16 protein-coding genes are annotated in these 20521 nt (G+C 37.2%); 14 read left to right on the forward strand and 2 right to left on the reverse strand.

The features are described from left to right. Positions 1–167: 167 nt before the first annotated feature. From CRO15_RS11335 to CRO15_RS11375, 9 genes are all read left to right on the forward strand, one after another. Positions 168–623 (forward strand): DUF4442 domain-containing protein, encoded by a 456-nt coding sequence (locus tag CRO15_RS11335; RefSeq protein ID WP_097045935.1) that lies wholly within the window; start codon positions 168–170, stop codon positions 621–623. Positions 624–697: 74 nt separating this feature from the next. Next, positions 698–1027, forward strand: coding sequence for a YegP family protein (locus CRO15_RS11340; RefSeq protein WP_097045936.1), 330 nt, complete (start codon positions 698–700; stop codon positions 1025–1027). A gap of 273 nt (positions 1028–1300) precedes the next feature. Continuing rightward, positions 1301–2068 (forward strand): hypothetical protein, encoded by a 768-nt coding sequence (locus tag CRO15_RS11345; RefSeq protein ID WP_133067247.1) that lies wholly within the window; start codon positions 1301–1303, stop codon positions 2066–2068. A gap of 4 nt (positions 2069–2072) precedes the next feature. Further along, positions 2073–4850 (forward strand): TonB-dependent receptor, encoded by a 2778-nt coding sequence (locus CRO15_RS11350; RefSeq protein WP_097046206.1) that lies wholly within the window; start codon positions 2073–2075, stop codon positions 4848–4850. An 11-nt stretch (positions 4851–4861) separates the two neighbouring features. Beyond that, a complete protein-coding gene (locus CRO15_RS11355; protein WP_097045938.1) occupies positions 4862–6040 on the forward strand; it encodes a DUF4249 domain-containing protein in 1179 nt (392 codons plus the stop codon). Continuing rightward, a complete protein-coding gene (locus CRO15_RS11360) occupies positions 6037–7818 on the forward strand; it encodes a hypothetical protein (protein ID WP_097045939.1) in 1782 nt (593 codons plus the stop codon). Before CRO15_RS11355 ends, CRO15_RS11360 begins: the two co-directional genes overlap by 4 nt. A gap of 96 nt (positions 7819–7914) precedes the next feature. Continuing rightward, positions 7915–8712 (forward strand): TIGR00266 family protein, encoded by a 798-nt coding sequence (locus CRO15_RS11365; protein ID WP_097045940.1) that lies wholly within the window; start codon positions 7915–7917, stop codon positions 8710–8712. 120 nt (positions 8713–8832) lie between these two features. Beyond that, positions 8833–9486 carry a DUF2461 domain-containing protein gene (locus CRO15_RS11370; RefSeq protein WP_097045941.1) on the forward strand — a complete coding sequence of 218 codons (654 nt, stop codon included), beginning with the start codon at positions 8833–8835 and terminating at the stop codon, positions 9484–9486. A gap of 27 nt (positions 9487–9513) precedes the next feature. After that, positions 9514–10101, forward strand: coding sequence for an NUDIX domain-containing protein (locus CRO15_RS11375; protein WP_097045942.1), 588 nt, complete (start codon positions 9514–9516; stop codon positions 10099–10101). On the opposite strand, the gene CRO15_RS11380 is transcribed toward CRO15_RS11375, so the two are convergent. Further along, positions 10095–11381, reverse strand: coding sequence for a D-alanyl-D-alanine carboxypeptidase (locus tag CRO15_RS11380; protein WP_097045943.1), 1287 nt, complete (start codon positions 11379–11381; stop codon positions 10095–10097). The genes CRO15_RS11375 and CRO15_RS11380 overlap by 7 nt on opposite strands. A gap of 119 nt (positions 11382–11500) precedes the next feature. Between CRO15_RS11380 and CRO15_RS11385 the strand changes: the two genes are divergently transcribed. Beyond that, a complete protein-coding gene (locus tag CRO15_RS11385; RefSeq protein WP_097045944.1) occupies positions 11501–11698 on the forward strand; it encodes a hypothetical protein in 198 nt (65 codons plus the stop codon). A 66-nt stretch (positions 11699–11764) separates the two neighbouring features. On the opposite strand, the gene CRO15_RS11390 is transcribed toward CRO15_RS11385, so the two are convergent. Beyond that, complete coding sequence (locus CRO15_RS11390) at positions 11765–12709, reverse strand: LysR substrate-binding domain-containing protein (RefSeq protein WP_097045945.1); 945 nt, start codon at positions 12707–12709, stop codon at positions 11765–11767. A gap of 175 nt (positions 12710–12884) precedes the next feature. Between CRO15_RS11390 and CRO15_RS11395 the strand changes: the two genes are divergently transcribed. The 4 genes from CRO15_RS11395 to CRO15_RS11410 all read left to right on the forward strand — a co-directional run bounded on the left by CRO15_RS11395 (position 12885) and on the right by CRO15_RS11410 (position 20521). After that, positions 12885–14735 carry a sigma 54-interacting transcriptional regulator gene (locus tag CRO15_RS11395; protein ID WP_097045946.1) on the forward strand — a complete coding sequence of 617 codons (1851 nt, stop codon included), beginning with the start codon at positions 12885–12887 and terminating at the stop codon, positions 14733–14735. A gap of 173 nt (positions 14736–14908) precedes the next feature. After that, entirely contained in the window at positions 14909–15463 is a 555-nt protein-coding gene (locus tag CRO15_RS11400) for an OsmC family protein (RefSeq protein ID WP_097045947.1), read from the forward strand. Positions 15464–15535: 72 nt separating this feature from the next. Next, positions 15536–19003 (forward strand): 4Fe-4S binding protein, encoded by a 3468-nt coding sequence (locus CRO15_RS11405; protein WP_097045948.1) that lies wholly within the window; start codon positions 15536–15538, stop codon positions 19001–19003. 18 nt (positions 19004–19021) lie between these two features. Next, on the forward strand, positions 19022–20521 hold the full coding sequence (locus CRO15_RS11410) for an adenylate/guanylate cyclase domain-containing protein (protein ID WP_097045949.1): 1500 nt from the start codon (positions 19022–19024) through the stop codon (positions 20519–20521).

Raw genomic sequence — 20521 nt, forward strand, 5'->3', positions numbered from 1 at the left:
TTTTTTGATTGATATTGTATAACAAATTAGTTTACCTATTAGCTTACAATGCAAATATATGTCCAAAAGATGGTACTATGCAAAACAAAGTACTAAATATTAACATTTATTTAACATATTGATATGGCAACTATTTTAATTACTTTTAGCACGGATAAATTCTTAATATGAGCCTTACAGCTAGTAAAATCAATACATTTACCTTCTTAAAACTCCCATCGGCATGGTGGTGCGGTGTTAGGTTAAAACATATTGACAGCAAAAAAGCAGTGACCACAGTCAAACATAGATGGGTGAACCAAAACCCTTTTAAATCTATATTTTGGGCAGTACAAGGAATGGCCGCTGAACTAAGTACAGGTGCAATGGTAATGAATGAAATACAGAAAAGCGGAAGAAAAATTTCTATGTTGGTGCAGAACAACAACGCCAATTTCTCTAAAAAAGCCACTGGTAGGATCACATTTACTTGTGAGGATGGCCATTTAATAGCAGATGCGATACAAAATACTATAGAAACAGGAGAAGGTCAGACCATTTGGATGAAATCCGTTGGAGTGAACAAGGATGGGGTAGTGGTTTCCACATTTAATTTTGAATGGACTATCCGAATTAAAGGATAAACTTCATATCTTAGGGGTATTACAATTTTTAGTAAATTCACCATTAACAGTAATTATTAGAAAACTAAACACACATGGGAAAATTTGAAATTAAGTCTACTAGCGCAGGTAAAACAATGTTCAACCTTAAAGCGGGAAATGGACAAGTAATTTTAACAAGCCAGTCGTATGCCAGTAAAGATGGATGCAAAAATGGCATCGATTCCGTTCGTACTAATTCTCAAAATGACGATCGTTTTGAGCGCAAAACCGCCAGTGACGGAAGTCCTTTCTTTACATTGAATGCGGCAAATGGACAGGTTATTGGAAAAAGTGAAATGTATACATCTACTTCGGCCATGGAAAACGGTATTGAATCGGTAAAGAAAAATGCACCAGATGCTGATGTAGAGGATAACTCCTAAACATTTAAGAGAGTATAGCATCTATATTATAATATTGATGTAATAAGAAAACAGCCAACATTGGCTGTTTTTTTTGTCTTTTTTCTATGTAGCTCTCAAACCATTACTAAATTAAAGACACTTTTATTGAGATAAGGTAGTAACACATAACTGGTAAATAATGTAGTAATCTAGTCTATAATAGTTGTTCGTCTAACTATTTTCCTATTCCTACAATAAAAGGCTATTTTTAGGTAAGAGGAATTCATCGGATTTTCACTTAAAACATTCTTCATGTACAAAATACTTTCTTTAATAGATTGTGCGTATATTCCTAAAATGTCAACACTAAAAAAATACATAGGTGTTATTGTGTTTTTTAGTTTTTCAGGATGTGCATATTGCCAAACTTTAAATGAAGAAAAGGACTTTTATATATGGTTTGACGAGATGGCTGGGATAGAAAATGCCAATTTGTATGAGGGAACGGTGCATGTACAAAAATATGCAACTTTAGACGGAGAGCATAAGTTTTACAAAACCTTCAACTATCTTAATGGACATATTGTGTACAATGGGGAGGCTTATTTCAATATTGACATGAAATATGATATTTATGAAGATGAAATATTACTTGCATTAAGAAGCAGCTCTAGAGTAATGATGCTACAGCTCATAAAAGAAAGAATAAAGGAGTTTGTAATTGATGAGCGTAGATTTATTGGAATGGAAAACGAAAGCTCTACTACTTTTGGTTTTTACGAGGCCCTTATGGAAACCTCTTTTTTTACATTCTTAAAAAAGCATAAAAAAATTAGATATCCATCTAAGAAGAATATATTATTCCATCGTTTTGTAATCAAGAATGAGTATTATTTAAATTATAAACAACGCAACTATAATATCAGAAATAAAAAGGATATCATCAAGATTTTCCCTCAGTACAAGACAAGTTTGAACAAGTTTTCCATGGAATCTCTCCGGAAAACAGATAAAGATGAATATCTGCTCAAGCTGTTGGATGTGGTACATAATAATTTACAATCCGAAAAAACACTTTGAAAAAATGAAGTTTAAATTAAGTGTTTGTCTTTTATTGAGCTTTTATTGCAGCTTTGCTCAAAATGAGAAGGATAAGATAACCTTGTCTTTTGATAATCTATCCATGAAAGAAGCTGTAGTTCATATTCAAGAAACCACAGGGTATAGATTTTTTTATGTAGATGATTGGCTTGATCTGGACCCAATATCCAAAAACTATAATCAGGTTTCTATCCTAGATCTATTGAATGACCTTTTTGAAGATTCTTCCATAAACTATTATATAATGGAGGGCAAAAAGGTAGTATTGACCAAAGGCAGTATCATTTATGATGTACTTCCAGAAACCTTCTTTGTGTTGCCCCAAAAAGAATTCCAAGATTCTATAATGGTGGCAGAAATAGATACAGAGGATATTTTGCCAATTTTACAAGGTCAAGACCAGGAACTTGCTAAAAATAACATCGGAGTTGTTAAAATTGGAAAAGAGGATAAGAACAGTGCAAAACGATTTGCTATACTAACTGGATATGCTATTAATACAAAAACGCAAAGGCCCATATCTGATTTGGCGCTATTGATCAAAGGAACAGGTAAGGGAACAACCACTAATGCCCAAGGATTCTATACTATTCAGGTGCCATTGGGTATTCACCAAATAGAGGTCAGTGCCCTGGGAATACAGGGGGAGCAGAAAAAAATCATTGTATATGGTGATGGGCAGTTGGATTTTGAACTTGCTGAAAGCTTTGAAGTGCTTGATGAGGTAGTAGTTGAGGGAAATAGAAATAGGAATGTGGAACAAACTATTGGGGGAGTATTGCAAATTGAAGTAAAAGAGATAAAAACCATCCCTTTAGTGCTAGGAGAAAGAGATATTTTCAAAGTAGCTACAACTTTACCGGGAGTTACAACTGCTGGTGAGGGAGCCGCTGGGTTTAATGTAAGGGGAGGTAAAACAGATCAGAACCTTATACTTCTGGATTATGCAGTTCTGTACAATCCATCTCATTTTTTCGGGCTTTTTTCAGCTATAAACCCTTTTACTTCTAATAACGTGAATATTTATAAAGGCAATATTCCTGCTGAACACGGAGGAAGATTATCTTCTGTTTTTGATATTCATACCAAAGATGGAAACGACCAGAAATTTTCAGGAGAGGCGTCAATAGGGCCGGTAACCGGAAATCTAACTTTGGAAACACCGGTAATCAAGGACAAATCTTCCTTGCTGGTAGGGGGGAGAGCTACATATTCAAATTGGATTTTGCGATCTCTTAAAGAAGAATCACTTAAAGATAGCGAAGCTTCTTTTTTTGATGTTATTGCCAAATACAACCATAAAATTAACAACAATAATGATGTTAAGGTTATGGGTTACTATAGTAAGGATGCCTTTAACATCACAAGAGATTCCGTATACAGTTATAGTAATCGATCATTTTCTTTACAGTGGAATCATAAATTTAATGATAACAGTAAAGGAGCACTCATATTTGCCAATAGTCAATACAAGTTTGACATTAATTTTGATGCCAACTCTGTTAATGACTTCGATTTGAAATATAACATTGAAGAGAGTCTGTTCAAATTCAAAATGAAATATTTAGTAGGTGCCACGCATAATTTTGACTATGGATTCTCAGGTAAACTATACCAAGTAAAACCTGGAAGCATAGAGCCATTAAGAAATGAATCTGTTGTAGATCCCATATTTCTTCCTAGGGAAAAAGGTTTGGAAACTGCAGTATTTATTTCGGATGATTTTAAAATAAACGAAAAATTGTCCATTAACGCTGGCTTTAGGTATTCACTTTATGCAGCTCTGGGAAAGTCATCACAAAGGATTTATGAAGATGATGAACCTAAAAATGAGAATACACTTATTGAAACAAAGGTATTTGATGACAATGAGGTGATAAAGACTTATGGCGGTGCCGAGGCCAGACTTTCAGCTCGATATTTTTTGACACCCAGTCTTTCGGTCAAAGCAAGCTATAACAATACTTACCAATATGTGCATACACTGTCCAATAACACAACCGCCTCCCCAACGGATACATGGAAGCTTTCAGACATAAATATAAAACCCCAACGAGCAGATCAATTTGCATTGGGATTTCATAAGAATGTTAATGATGGCGAGTATGAATTAAGTATTGAGAGCTATTATAAAAAGTTCAATAATATTCTAGATTATAAGACAGGTGCAGATCTTTTATTGAATGAAGCTATTGAAACAACGGTCCTACAAGGTCAAGGGAAATCTTACGGGGTTGAACTGCTTATGAGGAAGAACAATGGAAGGCTCAATGGCTGGCTGGGGTATACATATTCACGATCACTGATAAAATTTGATGGAACGTTTGAAGAGGAACGTATAAATGGTGGGCAATTTTTCTCTTCAAACTTTGATAAGCCACATGATTTAAGTTTAGTGACAAACTACAAGTTCAATAGGCGTTTTAGCCTTTCAGCTAACTTTGTATATCAGACAGGGAGACCGGTCACATATCCTATTGGAAATTATGTATATGAAGGTAAGGAGTATACATTTTATAGTGACCGAAATAAGTTTAGGATCCCAGATTATTACAGATTGGATGTCAGTTTTAATATTGAAGGAAACCATAAGATCAAAAAATTTGCCCATAGTTTTTGGAATATTTCCATTTATAACGTTTTGGGGAGAAACAATCCCTATTCCGTTTTCTTTGTAACAGAAAATGGGCAGATAAAGGCATATAAGAGTTCAATTTTTTCGATTCCGATTCCTACAATTACTTATAATTTTAAATTTTGATATGTTGTAAAATGGCTCATAAGGCACTTAAAAATACTTGTTGGATTGTTTTCTTGGCTATAACAGGACTGGTAACCAATAGCTGTATAGAATCCTTTGTCCCGGAAACAGGGATTTTTGACGATGCGTTGGTTATAGAATCAACAATCACTACTGAAGTTAAAGAACAGCAAGTGTTTTTAAATAGAGCATTTCGTTTTGAGGAGTTTGTTCCCGTGCCAGAGGAGAATGCCAAGGTGATTGTTAAAGATGACCTTGGAGACGAACACTCTTTTCAAGAAACATCCCCAGGAAAGTATACATCCGATGTAGCTTTTGGTGCACAACCTGATAGAAGTTACCAGCTTTTAGTGACCACCAGCGATGGCAAAGAATATTCATCTGATGCCGTTCTTGCACCTAAAATATCACCAATACATGGATTAAAAGCAAACAGGGTGGTAAGTGGTGAAGATGGAATGGAAATACTTGTGGAATATGATGACTCTCAGACATCAACCTTTTTTCGGTATCAGTTTGAAGAAACCTACCAAATTATCGCACCAGACTGGACTGGCAGTGAATTAAGGGCAGTTGCCCCTTTTGTATTAGTAGTTTGGCCTTTGGATAGGGAAGAACGTGTTTGCTACAAAACCGACGTTTCAAATGATATTATTGTGAACAGGCCACTTGAAACCAATCAAAACAATGTTCTTGAATTTCAAGTAAGATTTATTGACCGGAACAATTATATAATATCACATCGCTATAGTGTTCTTGTAAAACAACTTTCAATTTCAGAAGAATCGTATAGGTATCTCAAAAAACTTGATGAGTCCAGTGGGGGGGATGATCTTTTTTCTCCCTCACAGCCTGGTTTTTTTAGGGGAAATGTTCGCTCAACCAACAACCAAGATGAAAAGGTACTTGGGTTCTTTCATGTGGCATCGGTATCATCCAAAAGAATCTTTTTTAATTATAGCGACTTTTTTCCAAATGAGGATCTTCCACCATATGTGGATGGATGCCTTCCTTTTAAGCCTCCAACACAATCAGTTAATGGAGAACCAACTATTTTTGAAATGGTGGCGAATAATGTGGTTAGATACCATGGTACGGATGCATTTGGGGAATTCATTGTGGTACCTAGAGTATGCGCGGATTGTACAGTGTTGGGTGACCCAAACGTACCTGAATTTTGGGAGGAATGAGAAGAATTATTGAAATGGATATCATGATGAAGACTATAAATATATGGATTGCATGTTCCCTTCTGTTGATATCAATAAACATGAGCGGACAGATTACCTCTTCTGGTATTGAGAGGACAGCACCCAAGAATGCCAATAAAGAAAATGTTTACATCCATTACAATACATCTCTTTTATTTGCAGGTGAACACCTCCATTATAAAATATACTCTTTAAAGTCAAAAACAAACACCTTAAGCACTTTTAGCAAAATTGGATATGTAGAACTGGTTGGTGAAAACTCTAGCGTTGTATTCAGACATAAAATAAGATTAAAGAATGGTATTGGTCAGGGTGAGTTTTTTATTCCTGTCACTGTACCTTCAGGAAACTATAAGCTTATTGGATATACTCAATGGATGAAAAATTATGGGGTTGACTCCTTTTTCCAGAGTGATATTGGTATAATAAACCCATTTCAGAATAATCAAGAATCCATATTGGAACATTCCCCCAAATCAGAAAAGATTTCTTTTGACAATACCGAAAAGGAAGCCAATAGAAATAACCTCATTTCAGCAACCTTAAACAAACGAATATTTAAAAAGCGGGATAAAGGCGTGTTAACAATAGGCACTTCGCCAAAAAATGAATTTGATGGAGATTACTCTATCTCAATACGTAGAATAGATTCCATAAGACGACCTTTAATGCCTTCGGCCATAGATTATACCGCACCTAGTACAGAGAACACAAGTTTTGATGAGAAACATGGGTATTTGCCGGAGCTTCGAGGCGAGTTAATTTCTGGAAAAATTGTACCCAAGGACCCAAACTCTTCTTTGGAAGAAGAAGAAATAGCACTTTCTATACCGGGGAAACATTTTATTCTTAAGTTGACCCGCACAAATACCGATGGAGAATTTTATTTCAATCTCAATCAGGAGTATAACAGTGATGATGCCTTTGTTCAGGTCTTGGGTGAAAATAGAGGTAAATATGAAATTCAGATACCTGATAAACCGTTCATTAACTACGAAAATCTGAAGTTTGATAAAATGACCATTACTCCGGAGATGGCGCATTTGATATTAAAACGTAGTGTTTATAATCAAGTGGAAAACGCATTCATTGAAGTAAAACCTGATTCAATAGAACAAATAGATACTGTTTCGCCAATCTATAGACAGTATTCTATAACATATGATTTAGACGATTATACCCGGTTTTCAACAATTAGGGAAACAGCGTCTGAGATATTGGAACATGTCTGGGTACGGAAAGATAAAAATGGCGAAGAGTTATTTCAAATAAGAGGAGAAGAAAACGTGGCGGAATCCAATCTTTTACCATTAGTGCTAATAGATGGTATATTGATACAACAACATAGCGATGTAATTGATTTTGATGCTAGAAAAATAAGGAGAATCCATATCTCTAGGGAAGAGTGTGTTATCAACGCAATAGTTTATAAAGGAATAATTGCTTTAGAAACTATTCAAGGAGATTTCCCTCAAAAATTTGAGAGAGAGTATGTTAGTAATTTAAAATTGTTTTCGCCCTTACCAAAGAAAAAATACTTCAATCAAGAGTATAACCATGCTACAAAATCAACTTCTGACCAAATACCTGATTTTAGGCAACAATTGCTTTGGCAACCAAAACTGATTTTAGACGACGATAAAACCAATATTGAATTTTATACCTCTGATGTTGCGGGTAAATATGAAATTTACTTAGAGGGGTTTACCAATACAGGAAATCCTATTTCTGTAAAGGAAGTATTCGAGGTAAAATGATTTGACTCTTCTAAAGAAGATAAGCTTTCTTATACTGGTTGTAACAAAATCCACTAACTATCAACTAACAAGTGTCAACAAAAAAAACATCAAAAAATGAATGCACACGAAATTGACTATGAAATTTATGGGGAGGAAATGCAATACGTGGAAATTGAGCTCGACCCCCAAGAAGCCGTTGTTGCCGAAGCCGGCAGTTTTATGATGATGGATACCGATATTAAAATGGATACCATTTTCGGGGATGGCTCCAATCAAGATTCAGGGGTATTGGGAAAACTATTCTCAGCTGGCAAGCGCTTATTGACAGGGGAGAGCTTGTTCATGACTGCATTTCTAAATGTGGGACAAGGCAAAAAACAAGTGAGCTTTGCTTCACCTTATCCAGGTAAAATATTGCCTATTGACCTTTCGGAAAAAAATGGCAAGTTCATTTGTCAAAAAGATGCCTTTTTATGTGCCGCCAAAGGCGTTTCTGTTGGAATTGAGTTTTCCAAACGCTTAGGCCGCGGATTATTTGGAGGGGAAGGGTTCATTATGCAAAAACTTGAAGGGGATGGAATGGCCTTTGTACATGCAGGGGGTACCATGGCAAAAAAGGAACTCGCACCTGGTGAGGTTTTAAAAGTGGATACGGGTTGTATTGTAGGCTTTTCCCAAACCGTAGATTACAACATTGAGTTTGTTGGTGGAATTAAAAACACGGTTTTTGGAGGCGAAGGTTTGTTTTTTGCCACATTACGTGGTCCAGGAACTATTTATATACAATCCCTGCCCTTTAGCCGACTTGCAGGTAGAGTCTTGGCCTCAGTTCCTAGAGGGGGAAAAGATAAGGGTGAAGGTAGCCTTCTTGGTGGGCTTGGAGATATTGTGATGGGCGATAATAAGTTTTAGAAGTACGTAAAAGATGTCAGTTCTAGCGTAGTCGAGAACCACCTATTCAAAAATTAAAAATTTTTTGACTTGCTTAGGTGAACTATAGTTCATTACTTTTAGAGTTTTGAACAATTTTGGATGAACTTTAAGGACCTATTCAACTTTCTCGCTCAACTCCAACAAAACAATAATAAAGAGTGGATGGATGCCAACAGAAAATGGTACAAATCCCTACGAAATGATTTTATTGTTTGGCTGGATGATTTGGATTTGACCATGGCCCAGCTTCACAATGATTATTTTCCAACGCCGGGAAAAAGGGGCATCAATCGTATTAACAATAATCTGATGTTCCATCCGCATAAGCCGATCTACAAAGATCATTTTGGGGCAGGGTTGGACAAAGCCCCTAATTCAGCAGATTTTTATATAGAAATAGGTGTAAAGCAGTGTCTTTTGGCTGGCGGTTTTTGGAGACCGGAACCTAAAACGTTACGAAGTATTCGTGATGGAATAGATTATAATGGGGAAGAGCTTCAAGAAATTCTGGATAGACCTTCGTTTAAAAAGTTGTTTGGTGGACTGTATGAAGATGAAAAGCTTACCAATGCCCCCAAGGGTTTCGCAAATGACCATACCCATATTCAATTGTTGAGAAACAAAACTTTTGCAGTGGAACACCAACTAAGAATGGAGGAGGTTTTACAGAACGATTTCAAAGAAAAAATCATAGAAGTTTATATGGAGATGCTCCCTTTCCGCCAATATTTGAACAACTCAGCATCAGTCTAAAACAACAATTTTTTCAAACCAAAATTCATGAAATACGGAAGTGTAAGAAACATCAAAAAAGAACTCCTGTCGGATAATTGGTATTATTTGAACAAAGTGTCGTTTGAATACCAGCGGGAGGATGGTGAGTGGGAAACTCAAATACGTGAGGCGTACGACCGTGGAAATGGAGCGGTTATTTTGCTATACAATTTGGAAAAAGGGAATGTAGTGCTTACCAAGCAGTTTAGAATGCCCACATACTTAAATGGAAATGAAGATGGAATGATGATAGAGGCATGCGCCGGTATTTTGGAAAAAGGAAATGCGGAGCAGACCATTATTATGGAGGTAGAAGAGGAAACAGGATTCAAAATTGATAAGGTCAAAAAGGTATTTGAATCTTATATGTCACCCGGTTCCGTAACCGAGATTCTTCATTTTTTTATTGGCCAGTATGAAGATGGAATGAAAGTAAGTGAAGGTGGTGGAGCTGAAGATGAAACCGAGAACATTGAAGTTTTGGAAATGTCTTTTAAAAAAGCATTGCAAATGGTATCAAGAGGAGAAATAAAAGATGCTAAGACCATTATGCTGTTGCAGTATGCCCAAATCAACAACTTGTTTGGTCAATAACTATCATGTAGCTTTTTAAGCGTTGAATACATGGTGTTTCTTATTTGTGCTGATGGAATTCTAAAGTGATTGTTCATAAAACTGAAGATCAATAGTTTTCCAGATTTTGTTTTTAAATAACCACTCAAGTTGTAATTGTTGCCCAATGACCCCGATTTTGCAAAAATAAAAGGTTGGGTTGCTTGATCTTCCCATTTGGAAATGGTACCAGAAGCATTCCAATTGGGGAATAGTGTAAACAAACGTTCCTCATCCACCTCCTGATGTAATTTTTGGAGTATTTGTACAAAGGATTTTGGTGTGAACAGATTATATCTTGACAAACCTGAGCCATCTACCCATCTAGGTTGGTGCTCTAAAAAGGATAGCTCTTCATTAAGCATATACTTTATAGCTCTTTGGGTGCCCAAAGTATCGGAAAGTGTGGAAGAAGCCGTCATCAATATCTGTTCGGCCAGAAAATTGTCACTTTCATGCATCATTCGTTTAAAAATAGAGTCAGCTTTTATTCCGTAAAGAATCTCCTTTTTACCGGAGGGAAAACTGTCCAGTAGTGTAATTTTCTTTTTTAGAGTCGCTTCCAGAAGGTTCTTGGTCAAATTATCATTAATAATAAAAGGCACCTGCAAGCTATCCTGTTCGTTTGGGTGTATATAGAATTGATTTTTATACTCTTCCCTATTTACGGATGTGTTCTTGATCATAACATTGTCAAGAAAGAATAGGGGAGATGCTTCCAGTCCATCAACATTTGACAAAGAAACCACGTTGCCATATAATGGAAGAGGGCTTTTTTCTGGTGAAAAATAAAAACCATAATCTTCCCATGCCCATCCTGGACCAAACCTTTCTTCTTCAGAACCTTTTAGATATATGGAAATGTGTTTTTTGTCCTTGAGGAAGTTAGTTGCCGTACTATCCTTAAAATAGGGATGCAGCCAAGATGGATCTCCAGAAGGGACTATCTGGATGGAATCATTTTTTTCAACATACTTCAATGTTGGAAAATGCTCTGGAATCATTTTTAGACCGGTGAACAGTGTAATGATTTTTGTATTGCTGGCAGGAGTAAAATATCGATCGCCATTAGTATTGTGAACTATTTTGTTGCGCTTTGCATCCAATACCACCAAACCATGAAATGAGTTTAACAATGACTCATTCTTTAAGGGGGTATCTAACTTTGCCAAACGTGAGGAAGAACAGCTTGAAAGCAAGAAAATGCCTGTTAATGAGATAATTGTCAAATACTTAATATGTTGATAATATGAGTGGTACATTTTACGTTTTGTCGAATTTAACACGAAATTATTTAATTTTTAACTGCAATTTGACGTATTGAAACGTGTTTTTTCTTAATTTAGTTGGACAACCTTTTAATCCAATTAATCATATTTCTATGCCCAGAGCAATGTTAGATTACACCAAAACTGTTCTCCAAAAAGTTAGTTTTGATGCTAAACTCTTCGCCAAAGAATTAAAAAAAGCTGTTTCAAGGTTATTACCAAATGAAATTGAGGAACTCAAAATCTGGTTACAATATTATATATTGGATAAGCCAGAATTACAATCCACATTATTGTTGATAAAAGCATAAAATAGGCCGCGGTAAGCGGCCTTTTGTTTTTTATGGAGCCCAAGAGCTAATGGAAAAACTTGCAAATCAATTCTTTTTTCCGAGCGGACTTATGATTTTTACATCCTGAAAAGCTATGGCTCCTCTTACAATGCTTGAAATTACTTCTTTTAAAGCTTCGGTAATCTGGATTTTAAGTTCACTTTTGTGATAAATCAAACTAATTTCGCGAGCAGGGCTTGGATTTTTAAACTGTTTTAAATATTGCTTTTTCTTCTGATCCAATTCCAAGGTATTAAGGTAAGGAAGGAGTGTCATTCCCATCCCTTCATCGGCTAAACTAACTAGCGTTTCAAAACTTCCACTTTCTATCTTAAAATGCTCACCATTTAAACTCTTTGACGATTTACACAAGTTAATTACGCCATCCCTAAAACAATGGCCATCTTGTAGCAAAAGAATGTCGTTCACATGTAAATCCTCAGTAGTCAAAAGTTGTTGAGAAGATAAGCGGTGATTTTTTGGAACATACCCTACAAAAGGCTCATAGTATAGAGGGCGTTCCTTGATAAATTCTATTTCCAAAGGCGTTGCCGCTATCCCTGCATCCAAATGTCCGTCAAGAATATTGCGTATTAGTGCGTCTGTGGGCTGCTCTTTAATGATTAGGTTTACTTTGGGATACTTTTTAATGAAAGTATTTAAAAACATAGGAAGAAGGGTTGGCATTACTGTTGGAATTATACCTATGGTATAATCTCCTCCAATAAACCCTTTATCCTGATCAACAATGTCTTTAATACGTTCTGCCTCTGCAACAATATTCTTGGCTTGTGCAACTATTTTTTTGCCCACTTCTGTAATGGAAATAGGTTTTTTACTTCGATCAAATATTAGAACATCCAGTTCATCCTCCAGTTTTTGCACTTGCATGCTCAAAGTAGGTTGGGTAACAAAGCTTTTTTCAGCGGCAAGGGTGAAATTTTGGTATTCGGCAACAGCTAAAACATATTGTAATTGGGTAATGGTCATCAATTATAAATTTGAAGTATAAAAGTATGAAAAAGCATCAGTTATATTTATGGCGGATATCTAAAAGACTAAAACTTTTTGGGGTATCGTAAAAACATAATTCTTGTTAGTAAGGTATGCTGATTAATTTCCAAATCTTTATATTTATTCACTTCGGAACCAGCAAAAGGTATCAATGGCCACAACCAAACTTAATCATCTCGTGGATTTCCTGAAAAGAGTCCCTTTTTTTTCTGAAGTAGCGAAGACTTCCCTATTGCAGTTGTGCAAAGAAGCTAAAACGGAACACTTTGGAAAAAATGATTGCATTATCCAAAAAGATGCTATTGGAGATGGGATGTATGTTATATTGGATGGAAAGGTCAAAGTTCATGACCAAAACCATTTGTACAGTATATTGTTCCCAACCGATTGCTTTGGAGAGTATGCCCTAATTGATAAAGAACCGCGGTCAGCTTCGGTAACCACATTGGAAGAAACATCGCTGTTAAAAATTCATCCCAAAAGCTTTGTAGACCTGATTACAAAGGATAGAGGCTTCACAAAAGGAGTTTTATCCGTTTTGATCAAACGACATCGTGAACTGGACATTATTCAGGAAAGTTTGGCGGCTTCAAAAAGAGAAATTGAACTATCCAACTCCAAAATGCTGGGCTTGATAGATGGAGCTATGGATGCCATAATCATGTTCGACAGTAATTTTAAAATTGTACTGGCCAATGCTTCCGCCAATTCCATTTTGGAAAATGATGATGTAGTCAAGCGAAATGTATTGTACTTTTTGGACGAAGATGCTGCCAATATGCTGGAGTCTTTGGTCAAATCGTATGTAGATGGCCAAAATGATGTAATGAACACTTACCTACCCAAAGAGGTAGGGGTTATAGGTTCCAATGAAACAGAAACCCTTAATGAAGGTACTATAAGCACTTATGGTGTAGGAGATGAAATGTTTTATACATTGATTCTTAGAAATATTGATGATAGGGTGTTGGCTGAACGCAAAATAAGTTCGCTTAAAAACCAGACCAAATACTTAAAAGAAGAAATAAAGCAGCTGACCAACGATTATGGGATAATTGCCCAAGACCGTACCATGACCCAGGTACTTGATTTGGTGGAACAGGTGGCAGGTACGAAAGCAACCGTTTTGATTCAGGGAGAGACAGGTACGGGAAAAGAATTAGTAGCCAGAGCTATACATGACGCAAGTGACCGAAGTGATAAACCGTTGATAAGAATCAATTGTGGGGCAATTCCAGCCAATTTGATTGAAAGCGAATTGTTCGGTCATGAAAAAGGAGCATTTACAGGCGCCACAACTAGTAGAAAAGGAAGATTTCTATTGGCAGACAAAGGAACCATATTTTTGGATGAAATTGGTGAACTACCATTGGATTTACAACCAAAACTACTTCGGGTAATCCAAGAAGGGGAATTTGACCCAGTAGGAAGCTCGGAAACCATAAAAGTAGATGTCAGGATTATAGCTGCTACTCACAGGGACTTATTGGAATTTTCAAAAACCGGAAAATTTAGGGAAGACCTATATTATAGATTAAATGTATTTCCAATAGTTGTGCCAGCTTTGAAAGATAGAGGAGATGATGTTTGCCTAATAGCCGACAAAATGGTGAAGCAGTTCTCCAAAAAAATGAACACACATATTGAACCTTTGTCCGTAGACCAGAAAAGATTGTTCATAGAATATGATTGGCCAGGCAATGTGAGAGAATTACAGAATTTAATTGAAAGAGCCATTATTGTTTCAAACAATGGACAAGTAAACTGGCAAACCATAATTCCGAATACCTCATCAAACAAGTCTGCCATGGAAAACGCTGGGTCAAATCGTATTCTTACGTCAAAGGAAATGGTGGTGTTGGAAAAGGAGAACATCCTTAAGGCATTACGGCAGTCCAATTGGAAAATCTCTGGCGAAAATGGTGCAGCAGCCTTGTTACAGTTGCGCCCTACTACACTTACTTCCAAAATAAAGGCATTAGGGATAACACGCCCGGTATAATTCACGATATTTCATAACCACACTCACGATATTTCGTTATTTTACGAAATATCGTTACCTCTGAATGTTTGAAAACTACATGTAATAATTTGATTTTTAGGGTATTATGATTTTTGGCACGCCAACTGCATTAATACTGGCAAACAAAATAATAATCTTTAAAAATTAAAACAATGATTACAACAGCAAACATTAAAAACGGAGTAAACGTAGATCAATTGGTAGAGACCATCAACCACGTACAAGAAGAACCTTCTTTGGCAAAATTCGAATTTCGGGCCAAGACCAACTGGATAGATGGCGGTCATTGTGTAACCAGTATCAGAGACTGGTATGGGGTAGGTCAGGAGCATACGGAGCGCAGTAAAGATGCTTTTACCATGGAAGCTGACCACGTGGAACCTCTTTTAGGTAAAGATTTGGCACCTAACCCTGCAGAAACCGTATTGCACGCTTTAGGTTCTTGTTTAACAGGTGCAATGGTTTACCACGCTGCTGCCAACGGAATTGACATTGAGGGACTGGAATCTACCTTAGAAGGTGGATGCGATTTGCACGGTTTCCTTGGATTAGATCCGGAGGTCAGAAAAGGTTTTGACGGCATCAAGGTGAAGTTCAAAGTAAAATCTGATGCTTCCGAAGAGCAATTGAGAGCTTTGTCTCAATTCTCCCCAGTATTTGATATGCTTACCAATCCAACTCCAGTTTCCATCGAGTTCGAAAAGTAAAATTTGAAATAAGCCGTCCTTAAATGGACGGCTTATTCATTCTTCCCATTCAATTTCCCATACCCTCCAAAAATGAAAAATCAGTACCAAAACATATTAAATGGTAATCAAGCAGCAGCCTATATGGCCTATAAAACCAATGAGGTCTGTGCCATTTATCCCATTACACCAGCATCAGAAATGTCTGAATTGGTCGAGGAATGGAGTGCTGATCAACAAGAAAATATTTTCGGTAACATCCCTTCTGTTTTTGAAATGCAGAGCGAAGCAGGGGTGGCCGGTGCAATGCACGGTGCATTGCAAACAGGTGCTTTGTCCACCACATTTACGGCTTCACAAGGTCTTTTATTGATGATTCCCAATATGTATAAGATTGCAGGTGAACTAACCCCCAATGTAATCCACGTGGCCACTAGAGCTATAGCAACACACGCCTTGTCTGTTTTTGGTGATCATAGCGATATCATGGCAGCAAGAAACACAGGCTATGCCTTTTTAGGGTCATCTTCGGTTCAAGAAGCCATGGATTTGGCCTTGATTTCACAAACCGCATCACTTGCCTCCAGAATCCCTTTTGTTCACTTTTTTGATGGATTCAGAACCTCACACGAATCAGCAAAAATTGAAATGATTTCCGATCAGGTTATTAGTACCATGGTCGATAAAAAAATGATAAGTGCCCATAGGAATAGGGCTCTTAATCCAGACGCTCCTGTCATTCGTGGAACCTCGCAGGGCCCAGATGTATTTTTTCAAAGTAGGGAAGCTACCAATCCTTACTATAATGCTTGTCCAGAAATTGTTCAGATTGAAATGAACAAATTTTTTGAATTGACCGGTAGACAATATAGGCTTTTCGATTATGTAGGTCACCCAAAAGCGGAACACATGATTGTAGCCATGGCATCCGCCACGGAAACTATTGAGGAGACCATTAAAAAACTAAATGCAAATGGTGAGCGCATTGGATTGATCAAAGTAAGGTTGTTTCGACCCTTCAACACCGAGCGTTTGATTAACAGTATTCCATCAACCAGTAAAAGTATTGCGGTTTTAGACCGGACTAAGGAACCTGGTTCTGCAGGTGAACCACTTTATTTGGATGTGTTGCAATCTCTTTATCACGCCACAGATAAATTTGAAAACCTACCTAGGATTGTAGGAGGAAGATATGGATTGAGTTCTAAGGAATTCACCCCTATTATGGTGAAAGCGATTGTAGATAACTTGAAGTTGGAGAAGCCAAAAAATGGTTTCACCATAGGAATTCAAGATGACATCTCCCATACCAGTTTAATTTGTGATGGAGATTTTCATATCAATACGGATTATCAACAAGCGTTATTTTACGAAACGAAGACAAATAAAACTAACGATTGGTTCAATCAGTATTTGAAATCACTTGGAGAAGATTCCAACATACATGTTCAGGGTTATGTTGAATGTGATTACAAAAAATCAAGTTCACGGAGTGTTTCTCATTTGCGTACTGCATCATGTAAGATTAAAGCGCCATACCTGATCACCAACGCCAATTTTACGGCATGTGATTCTATTTCTTTCTTAAAGAATGATTCAGTTCTTGAAAATACAAGGTCTTTTGGAAAAGTTTTGGTTCATTCAGAGTCCAAACCTACCGAATTTTGGAATGAACTTTCTCTTGAAGAACAAACACTCATTCAAACAAAGAAAATTGAACTGTACATAGTGAATACAAATGATTTGTCTGTAAAAATGGAAGAGCGTTCAATTTCTGGGTTACATGCATGCCACATGGCATTGACTGAAGGGTTTTTAAATAATGAGTCTTTGGATGCCATTAGAAAGCAAATTCACGAAGTAGATACTTCGATGACATCATCAGAAAAAACAGTATTAGAGGATGATGTGTTTTCAAAAACCTTGCTAGGGAGGTTATTGGCTCAAAAAGGAAACGAAATTCCGGTTAGCATGATGCCGGTTGATGGAACCTATCAAAGCAACACATCAAAATTCAATGTGAGAGATAAGATTTCAGAGCTTCCTATTTGGGACACTGATTTATGTACCCAATGTGGCGCTTGTAGTATGGCGTGTCCGCAGGGAGCACTTCGCATAAAAGCATATACATATGATTACAAGGCTCAGGCACCTGAACATTTCAAGTCTGTGGAATTTGAAGAAAATTTAGATGACTTTGATTTATTGAGCTATACGGTTCAGGTGAATCCGGATCAGTGCACTTCTTGCAATAATTGTGTGGATGCTTGTCCAGTTAAGGCACTTGTATCAACAAAAAACAAAACTGAAATTAAAAGAGAAAAAGAGCATTGGGAATATTTTAAAACCATTCCGGAGTTCAATAGAACAAAGATCGATGTAAGCAAAATTAGTCAGCAGCAATTACAGGAACCCCTCTTCAAATATGCGATGGGAGTGGATGGCTGTGGCGAAGCACCTTACCTGAAATTGGCATCGCAGTTATTTGGTGATCGAATGGTGGTTGCCAACGCAACTGGGGCGAGTTCTATTTTTGGTGGGGCATTGCCAACAACTCCATGGTCCAAAAACCAAAAGGGTAGGGGGCCAGCCTGGTCTAATTCATTGTTCGAGGACAATGCGGAATTTGGATTGGGAATGAGGTTGTCTCTAGATCAGCAAGAAGTCCAAGCCAGAAACATGCTCCAAGAAATTGAAAACCTCCTAGACGTTGAACTAGTTCAGAATGTTTTAAGTGCCGAACAAAATACTGAGACCCAAATTGCTTTGCAAAGAACCCGAATTGAAAAACTTAAAAAGATGCTCGATACGTTAAATCATCCTGAAGCTAAATTTTTAAGGGAGAACGTGGATAGTTTGGTCAAAAAAAGTGTTTGGATTATGGGAGGGGACGGCTGGGCTTATGATATCGGATATGGTGGATTAGATCATGTGATGGCTTCCGGGAAAAATGTAAACGTTTTAGTGGTGGATAATGAAGTTTATTCCAATACTGGTGGCCAGATGTCCAAAGCAACTCCTTTTGGCGCTTCTGCTAAATTTGCAGCCAGGGGAAAACAAAAGCAAAAGAAAGATTTGGGTCTTTTGGCAATGAATTACGATGATGTTTATGTGGCTTCCGTGGCTATTGGAGCTAATCAAGAACAAACATTGAAGGCCTTTGTTGAGGCGGAACAACATGATGGACCATCATTAATTATAGCATACTGCCATAGTCCGGCCCATGGAATTGATATGAAGCATCCTTCGCAATACCATAAAGCCGCGGTAGCATCAGGACAATGGTTACTGTACAGAAATAATCCAAATAGGAAAGCAAAAGGACTAAGCCCAATGCAATTGGATTCTGAAACTCCTACCCTTCCCATTGAAGAGTATTTTAGAATGGAAAAACGATTTAAAGTGCTGTTTGAAAAGGATTTGGACATCTTTGAAACTTATATAAAGCAAGCTCAAAGTCATATTAACCAAAGGTTTACAAATTATAAATTGCGTGAATTGATGGGTAAGCCAGTATTTGATTTAAGTTCGCAATTGGAACTCTCAGAAAAACTTGTTTAAAAACTGCATATCAAATTGATGGATTCATCTGTTTATTTTTTGGTATCTTCTCAGCCAAATAGCCAACACCTTTCCTTTGATTTTATGACTTCTTTGTTGACCAGAATAGGCAATATTGGATCAAGTACCGATGATAGTCAAGAAGTACGTTTGAAAAAAACACTTCTGATCGCTTTTTCGGGAACAATGGCAATTCTCAGTATTTTATGGGGAGCTATTTACTTTTATTTTGATGAGTTTTTGGCAGGCTCTATTCCAATGACTTATGCGATTGTTTCCATGGTTAGCATTACCATTTTTAGCTTTACCAAAAATTATACATTTTTAAGGCTCAGTCAGCTTACGTTTAGTTTGTTATTGCCTTTTCTGCTTATGGTCGCTTTAGGAGGGTATGCAGATTCAAGTGCTGTGGTTATGTGGTCTTTGACCTCCCCACTTGGAGCCTTGGTTTTTAAGGGGAGAAAAGAGGCTCTAATATGGTTTGTTGCCTATATCATACTGTTGGTGATTGGAGTTTTTTTAGAGGGTAGTTATCCATTTTCAAATAAACTCCCAGACTATGTAGTGGTTTTGTTTTTTGCAATGAACATTGCGGGTTTGTCCTTGACGTCCTTTGTAGTGCTACGTTATTTTGTGGGCGAGAAAAACTTGGCTCTCACCATATTAGAAAGTAAACATCAATGGATCAAGGATGCTTTTTCGGCTTATGTCTCTCCAAATTTGGTTGATTATCTGATTAATAACCCAGAGGATTTGAAACTTGGGGGTGAGCGAAGGGAATGCACTTTTATCTTTACTGATTTGGTGGGATTCACCACGCTGGTGGAACAATCAGCCCCCTCCACTTTAGTAGCTTCATTAAATGAGTATTTTGAAGGGATGATAGAAATCGTTTTTAAACACGAAGGAACGGTTTCTAAAATTGTAGGTGATGCCATTGCGGTTATGTTCTCCGCTCCCGTGTTACAAAAAGATCACGCTAACAGAGCAATAGCTTGTGCCATGGAAATGGATGAATATGCCCAGCAATTTGCTTTGACCAAACAGAAACAGGGAATTGACTTGGGGCGTACTCGCATTGGAGTAAACACCGGGAATGTGATCATAGGCAATATCGGAGGTAAAAATCAATTGGATTACAGAGCTTTAGGAGATGCAATCAATGTGGCTGCGCGATTAGAAAGTGCAAATAAACAACTTGGCACACGTGTCTGTGTGAGTGAGACGACTGTGTCGCAATGTCCTAATTTTGTAGGGAGACCTATAGGGTCTTTACTTTTAAAAGGAAAATCAAAACCTGTAGCTACTTATGAGCCCATGTCTTCTAACCATTTGGATACGGAGCATGTGGATGGCTATTCAAAAGCATTTCAACTTATGGAGAAAGATGCTTTAAAAGCCATTTCAGAACTCGAAAGAATTACTCACAAATATCCGAACGATACCTTGGCCGCCTATCATTTGAGTAGATTGAAATCTGGAAAGTCGGGGACAACCATTGTTCTTCCTTGGAAATAG

Source organism: Flagellimonas pacifica (genome assembly GCF_900215465.1).
Taxonomy (GTDB): domain Bacteria; phylum Bacteroidota; class Bacteroidia; order Flavobacteriales; family Flavobacteriaceae; genus Flagellimonas; species Flagellimonas pacifica.

Coding starts and splice junctions, on each gene's coding strand:
- CRO15_RS11335 (WP_097045935.1), top strand. CDS start 168: ATGAGCCTTACAGCTAGTAAAATCAATACATTTACCTTCTTAAAACTC.
- CRO15_RS11340 (WP_097045936.1), top strand. CDS start 698: ATGGGAAAATTTGAAATTAAGTCTACTAGCGCAGGTAAAACAATGTTC.
- CRO15_RS11345 (WP_133067247.1), top strand. CDS start 1,301: ATGTACAAAATACTTTCTTTAATAGATTGTGCGTATATTCCTAAAATG.
- CRO15_RS11350 (WP_097046206.1), top strand. CDS start 2,073: ATGAAGTTTAAATTAAGTGTTTGTCTTTTATTGAGCTTTTATTGCAGC.
- CRO15_RS11355 (WP_097045938.1), top strand. CDS start 4,862: ATGGCTCATAAGGCACTTAAAAATACTTGTTGGATTGTTTTCTTGGCT.
- CRO15_RS11360 (WP_097045939.1), top strand. CDS start 6,037: ATGAGAAGAATTATTGAAATGGATATCATGATGAAGACTATAAATATA.
- CRO15_RS11365 (WP_097045940.1), top strand. CDS start 7,915: ATGAATGCACACGAAATTGACTATGAAATTTATGGGGAGGAAATGCAA.
- CRO15_RS11370 (WP_097045941.1), top strand. CDS start 8,833: ATGAACTTTAAGGACCTATTCAACTTTCTCGCTCAACTCCAACAAAAC.
- CRO15_RS11375 (WP_097045942.1), top strand. CDS start 9,514: ATGAAATACGGAAGTGTAAGAAACATCAAAAAAGAACTCCTGTCGGAT.
- CRO15_RS11380 (WP_097045943.1), bottom strand. CDS start 11,381: ATGTACCACTCATATTATCAACATATTAAGTATTTGACAATTATCTCA.
- CRO15_RS11385 (WP_097045944.1), top strand. CDS start 11,501: ATGCCCAGAGCAATGTTAGATTACACCAAAACTGTTCTCCAAAAAGTT.
- CRO15_RS11390 (WP_097045945.1), bottom strand. CDS start 12,709: ATGACCATTACCCAATTACAATATGTTTTAGCTGTTGCCGAATACCAA.
- CRO15_RS11395 (WP_097045946.1), top strand. CDS start 12,885: ATGGCCACAACCAAACTTAATCATCTCGTGGATTTCCTGAAAAGAGTC.
- CRO15_RS11400 (WP_097045947.1), top strand. CDS start 14,909: ATGATTACAACAGCAAACATTAAAAACGGAGTAAACGTAGATCAATTG.
- CRO15_RS11405 (WP_097045948.1), top strand. CDS start 15,536: ATGAAAAATCAGTACCAAAACATATTAAATGGTAATCAAGCAGCAGCC.
- CRO15_RS11410 (WP_097045949.1), top strand. CDS start 19,022: ATGGATTCATCTGTTTATTTTTTGGTATCTTCTCAGCCAAATAGCCAA.